The sequence below is a fragment of the Plantactinospora sp. ZYX-F-223 genome, from assembly GCF_039649625.1.
Taxonomy (GTDB): Bacteria; Actinomycetota; Actinomycetes; order Mycobacteriales; family Micromonosporaceae; genus Plantactinospora.
The window spans coordinates 1-5,571 of the sequence record NZ_JBDJAV010000114.1; the positions used below are offsets into that span (position 1 = coordinate 1).

At 65.3% G+C, this 5,571-nt stretch carries 9 protein-coding genes; 5 read left to right on the forward strand and 4 right to left on the reverse strand.

Annotation, left to right across the window (positions count from 1 at the left end; genetic code table 11):
- Window positions 1-20: 20 nt before the first annotated feature.
- The 4 genes from AAH979_RS42285 to AAH979_RS42300 form a co-directional block, all read right to left on the reverse strand.
- Complete coding sequence (locus tag AAH979_RS42285) at window positions 21-374, reverse strand: OsmC family protein (RefSeq protein ID WP_346263743.1); 354 nt, start codon at window positions 372-374, stop codon at window positions 21-23.
- A 534-nt stretch (window positions 375-908) separates the two neighbouring features.
- Window positions 909-1,166: a DUF6510 family protein gene (locus AAH979_RS42290; protein WP_346263744.1), complete on the reverse strand. Its 258-nt coding sequence runs from the start codon at window positions 1,164-1,166 to the stop codon at window positions 909-911.
- Complete coding sequence (locus tag AAH979_RS42295; RefSeq protein ID WP_346263751.1) at window positions 1,166-1,900, reverse strand: FAD-binding oxidoreductase; 735 nt, start codon at window positions 1,898-1,900, stop codon at window positions 1,166-1,168. Before AAH979_RS42295 ends, AAH979_RS42290 begins: the two co-directional genes overlap by 1 nt.
- A 20-nt stretch (window positions 1,901-1,920) precedes the next feature.
- Entirely contained in the window at window positions 1,921-2,514 is a 594-nt protein-coding gene (locus AAH979_RS42300) for a molybdopterin-dependent oxidoreductase (RefSeq protein ID WP_346263745.1), read from the reverse strand.
- 358 nt (window positions 2,515-2,872) lie between these two features.
- On the opposite strand from AAH979_RS42300, the gene AAH979_RS42305 reads away from it, so the two are divergent.
- The 5 genes from AAH979_RS42305 to AAH979_RS42325 form a co-directional block, all read left to right on the forward strand.
- Window positions 2,873-3,214, forward strand: coding sequence for a hypothetical protein (locus AAH979_RS42305; RefSeq protein WP_346263746.1), 342 nt, complete (start codon window positions 2,873-2,875; stop codon window positions 3,212-3,214).
- A gap of 116 nt (window positions 3,215-3,330) precedes the next feature.
- On the forward strand, window positions 3,331-4,275 hold the full coding sequence (locus tag AAH979_RS42310) for an NADP-dependent oxidoreductase (protein WP_346263747.1): 945 nt from the start codon (window positions 3,331-3,333) through the stop codon (window positions 4,273-4,275).
- A gap of 101 nt (window positions 4,276-4,376) precedes the next feature.
- Entirely contained in the window at window positions 4,377-4,532 is a 156-nt protein-coding gene (locus tag AAH979_RS42315; protein ID WP_346263748.1) for a hypothetical protein, read from the forward strand.
- A gap of 207 nt (window positions 4,533-4,739) precedes the next feature.
- Window positions 4,740-5,120 (forward strand): nuclear transport factor 2 family protein, encoded by a 381-nt coding sequence (locus AAH979_RS42320; RefSeq protein WP_346263749.1) that lies wholly within the window; start codon window positions 4,740-4,742, stop codon window positions 5,118-5,120.
- 102 nt (window positions 5,121-5,222) lie between these two features.
- On the forward strand, window positions 5,223-5,571 hold a 349-nt coding region (locus AAH979_RS42325; RefSeq protein WP_346263750.1), incomplete at its 3' end, for an MFS transporter.

Below are 5,571 nucleotides of genomic sequence, written 5' to 3' on the forward strand. Positions count from 1 at the left end.
GAGGAGCAAGCGGCGTGGTTTCAGCGCGGCCCGATGAACTCGGTCCGCACGCTCCACGCGAACTGAATCAGCAGGGTTACCGGGGATTTCTCGGCAATGTCATGCATCACCTTCAAATCGTCGGGGTCAGGCTCTTCGCTCAGCGTGATCGTGCGCTGCAGGTAACGCTCTGCGCCTTCCTGCTCGGGTTCGTGGTAGTCGATCTCGACAGTGATGTCACCGGCGGTGTCGTACTTATAGTCGACATACTGCCGCAGCGTCTGAGCAGTGCACGACGCGAGCGCCATCAACAGGTACTCCGTCGGCGTCGGGCCTTCGCCGAGTGTGCCGTTGTGCGGTTCATCGGCGACGAACGTGAAGCTGCGGGTGGTCATGTCCGTGCGCCGGCGCTCAGTCGCCGGTAGGACAACTCGGGCGGATGCGACGACACGATCCCGATTGGTTTCCATCAGCCGGGCCTTCCTGTAGATCCTGGTGGTGACGGTCCAGTTACTCGAACCAGCTGCTGAGCCGCGGTCTGAACGGGGGTGCGGCCGGGCGTACCACCCATGACTAGTACCCGCGAAGACTAGCCTTCACGGACCAAATCGTCCAGTTGGCCGCTTTGTTGATCAGCGCCGCGCGGCTCTCGTGAACCATCGCCTCGGGATATTAAGCTACGCGGAGCGGCGGTTAGGACGAAGCCGTCCCCCCAGCTCAACTCGCGTCGACCCGAATCTGGATGGCAGCGGGTCGTCGGTTTAGCGGCGCACCTCACCTGCGGACCTGACGGCGGTGCGCGTGCCGCACCGTCCTGCGCAGGTGGACCTTCAAGTCCAGACCAGGCGGCAGGCTGGCTGGGCGCTGATGGCTGTACGATCGCGGCTGCGGAAACAGTTCGGGTACGTTCGCGGTCGTGGTGAGCGCGGTCACGTCGGTAATGCGATGGCGCTCAACCCAGACAGGCTCAGGTACGTCTTGTCCCCGGCGTCGACGATCGTTGCCAATACGTGATCGCACGACCGGCAGCGTGCGACGAGCCCGGGTGCGTCCGGATAGACAACGGCCTCGGCGATCGAAGCGATCTGACTGCAGTTCGCGCACCGGGCTTGCAGGGCAGTGGGGTCTGGGACGAACAGGTTGGCGAGTGCGCCCGCGAGTACGTTGCCGTCTAGTGGGATAGTCATCACAGGCCTCCGAATCGTTCGGTGAGGATGTCGCGTGCCGAATGCCCGAGCTCCAGCAACCAGGCCGCGATTGTTTCCACGAAACCTGTGGATCCGCACACGAATATGCGCGCACGCTCGTGTGGCGCAGTTGTCATCGAGGCCAGGGAATCTCTGGTGAGGCGCCCGACCGTCCCTGCCCAGCCCTGGGGCGCCTGTCGTGTGTAGACGTAGTCGACGGTAAACGACGGCCGCACGAGTGCGGCGAGCTCGTCGCGGAAGTAGACGTGTGCCGGTGTGCGGACGGAGTAGAGGAGACGGAACAGCGATGGGTCCGACGCGGCTGCGTGGGCTGTGGCTATCGCATGGAGCGGGACCACGCCTGATCCGCCGGCGATGAGCTGGACTGGTCGGTTGCTAGAGCCCGGACGCCAGAGAAAGTACGAGCCCAGTGGTCCATGGATCTCAAGCTTGTCCCCGGCGCGTACCTCGCGGACAAGGAACGGGGAGACCTCGCCGTCTGGCAGTTCGTTGATCCCGAGGACGATCCTTCCCGGTTCGGAAGTGGCGAGTGAGTAGGAGCGGGTCGCCTGATAGCCGTCGGGAGCGGTGAGGCGCACGTCGAGATGCGTGCCCGCCTCGCTGCCGGGCCAGGTGGGCACGTCGAGGATCAGACGCACGGCGTTCGGTGTCTCTGGCCGGGTCTCGACGACCGTGGCGACGTGCCAGGTCGGGGGTCGATGGCGCGTCTGCAGAGGTGTGGCTGTCTGATCAGTCACCAGTAGCGCTGTTCCTGCCACGGATCACCGTAGATGTGGTAGCCGTGCTGCTCCCAGAACCCCGGGTCGTTCGTCGGCATCATCGTCAGGCCGCGGATCCATTTGGCGCTCTTCCAGAAGTAGAGGTGCGGGACGAGCAGGCGGGCCGGGCCACCATGCTCAGGGTCGAGCGGCTCTCCGTCCGCCTCGATGGCGATCCACGCCTTGCCGTCGAGAAGGTCCTCGAGGGGGAGGTTCGTGGTGTAGCCACCGTAGGACCGCGCCATCACGTAGTCGTACTCGGTTTCGACGTTCTCGAAGAGCTTGTCGAGGCTGACGCCACGCCAAGGCATGTCGAGCCTTGACCAGTGGGTGACGCAGTGGATGTCGACCGCGACGTCCTCGACCCCGAGTGCGAGGAGTTCTTTCCAGCTCCAGTGGCGCTCGGTGCTGCCCTCATCGCGGATGACGAAGTCCCACGTGTCTGTGTCGACCCGGGGTGTGGGACCCGCGGACAGGACCGGCCACCTCTGGACCAGAGCCTGCCCGGGCGGGAGCCGGTCGTCGGGCTTGCGCCGGTGTCCGGAGAAACCACGAGTAGCAAAAGACAACGCTCGCTCCCATCTTCCGTGATCGGTCGCGCGGGGTCCTGGAATTCGTCGTCGTGAACACCGAACCACGAGCGCAAGCGCGCGCCGCCGACGTCATCCCACGGATGCCGCTCGCGCGGGCAGCGCCCCGTGGGACGACGTTCGAGACGATACTCTAGCTGGACGATTTGGTCCATCCAGATTTTACCGATCTTCGGTTGCTTGGAGCATCGGGCCCGTTCGGCTGGCCGAGGGCGCCCCTCCCGCCTGGCCCGCACGGGACGATATAGTCCTCGGAGTGGGGGTCACAGGTTGTTCCGAGTTGGTGCCACTGCGAGAGGGTGGCGGCCAGTGTCGTGCCCGAGGTCAGGAGAGTTCGATGGACGGTATGCCCTCCGGTACGGACGTTGTCGATGGTCAGCTGGTTGAGGCGGCGGACATGATCTTCGCCCTGACCGCTGCGCAGTTCGTGTTCCAGGACGGTGCGACCCAATCGTTCACGGCGGATGGTCGAACCACCTACGTCGAGCGAGGCGTGCCGTCAGCTGGCGAGTGGTCCGTTGCGGGTGACGGGACCTTCGCGTCGTGCTGGCCGCCGACGTACCGAGCGACGTACACAGTCCGCTGGATCGTCGAGAACGGAGTGCCTGTGGGCGTCAGCTTCACCGATACCCGCAGCGGAGTCGGCTACGACGGCCGGTACCGGAGCGCGGCGTCGTAGCCGGCGCTGACGATGCCAACTCGATCTGCGTGACAAGACCCGAGTTCCGGCGCCGCTGATAGCTGGCGGACCGAAAGTGCCGTGCTAGCCAGGATCGGATAAAGGGAGGTGCCGGGATGAAAGCGATTGTGGTGACGGACCAGGCCGCGGGAACGGCCGGGATGACGCTGGTGGACCGGCCGGGACCGGACACGGCGAGGCTCGCCAGCCTTGAGGGCGCGAGCTACGGCGATGTGGTCGTTCAGGTCCATGTGTCGGGATTCACTGGGAACGAGCTGGAGTGGCCGTCGACCTGGGTCGATCGCCTCGGCCGTGACCGGACGCCGTCGATCCCCGGCCATGAGGTGGCCGGAGTGGTGACCGCCCTCGGCTATGGAACGACGGGGCTGTCGGTGGGACAGCGGGTGTTCGGCCTCACGGACTGGACGCGCGACGGCACCCTCGCGGAGTACACGGTCGTCGAGGCGCGTAACCTCGCGCCGCTGCCGGGCGACGTCGACTTCACGATGGGCGCGGGCGTCGCGATGGCGGGCCTGACCGCGTGGCAGGGGTTGTTCGATCACGGCCACCTCCGGGCGGGGCAGAGCGTCCTTGTGCACGGCGCGGCCGGTGCAGTCGGCTCGGTGGCAACCCAACTCGCCCGCGAGGCCGGCGCCCACGTCATCGGCACGGGACGCGCTACCGGCCGTCAGGCGGCGCTCGACTTCGGCGCGCACGAGTTCGTCGACCTCGGCAACGACGCCTTGGAAGAGGTCGGCGGCGTCGATCTGGTTTTCGACGTCATCGGCGGCGACATCCAGAAGCGGTCCGTGGGTCTGGTCCGCGCCGGAGGAACACTGGTGACCGTCGCCGGCCCGGCCGAGGCGCGGCCCGCCGAGGGCATCGCGGTCGACTTCGTTGTGGTCTCCGATCGCGCCCAGCTGGGTGAGCTCGCGCAGCGGGTGCGGGACGGACGGGTACGGACGAACATCGGCCAGGTCGCGGACCTCGACGATGCGGTTGCCGCCTTCAACCCGACCGAGCGGGTCAAGGGAAAGACGATCATCCGCGTTCGTCCGTAAGAACTCAGGAGACACCATGGCGGGTAATCCCAAGGACATGATCACCCTGGCCAGTGCCGAGCAAGACGTGGTCCGGCTCGATCCTGTCGGGAGCCACCGGCATGGAAGACATCGTCATCACCGACAACAGCGAACTCAGCGTCTACGAGGCCACGATTGGGAGCCGGAGAGCCGCTGGGCTCGTCTACAACAAGGTCGGGAACCGCGTCGTACTGATGGCGACCTCTGTGCTCCCCGAGTTCCGGGGAGAGGAGTAGCCGCCAGGGTCATCGGCGGGGTCCCCGACGAGCTGCGCGGGCAAGGATGGACCGCCACCGTCACGTGCCCGTTCGCCGCAACTTTCGTCAATTCCCATCCGGAAAATGCCGACGTTCTGGACCCAGCATTCCCTGGGTCGCACACGGCCGGGCATGGGCCTGGTCGTTGAACACGCATGTTCACCATCAAACAAAAGGAGCAGCAAAATGAGCGACACCAACCAGTCGGCCGAAGATCTGGCGATCCTCGAACAACTCAACCTCGACTACATCCACTCGGACGAAGCCAGCGATGCCAAGCGCTTCAGTGAATTCCTTGCCGAGGATTTCATCGTGCAGACTCCGGGTGTCACCCGTAACCGCGAGGAGTACCTCGAATACATCGCCAAGCCCCGACCCATCAAAGACATCACTCTGCACGACTTCAAGATCCGCATCCTCGGCGACGTTGCGCTGATCCACGGCCGCGTCACATACACCATGATCGCCGATGGAGTGGTGCAAGAAGCGCTGTACACGGACGTGTACCAGAAGCGCGAGGGCACCTGGTTCTGCGTCTCCGCCTGCGCCATCGCTCCGGGCGCCTGACACTGATCGGGCGCAGTTCCTGAGCGCGAGACATCTTTGCGCTCGGGTAAGCACCATGCGGTAGCCAAAGGGCGGCTCAGGACAACAGAAAGGCGCAGCTCGATGCTCACCACGGCGCCAGTGACCAACGTGGTCGGCGGGGGCAGAACGCTCCGGCTGGCCTTTATATCTGCGGTGGTCTCCCTGGCGGCCGTGTTTGTGGCGGTGGGCTCAACGATCCCGCTGTTCAACATCTACCGGGCGGAGGATGGGTTCACCAACGCCGGTATCTCGATGACCGTCGTCGCCTACTCCGTCGCCACTCTCGCCACACTGTTGGTGTTGGGGCGCCTGTCCAGTCATCTGGGCCGGCGCCCCACCTCGATTGCCAGCCTGGTCCTGCTTCTGCTGGGCTGTGTGCTGCTGTTGAGCGTGCACGACGTCGGCATCCTGATCGCCGGTCGGTTCCTAA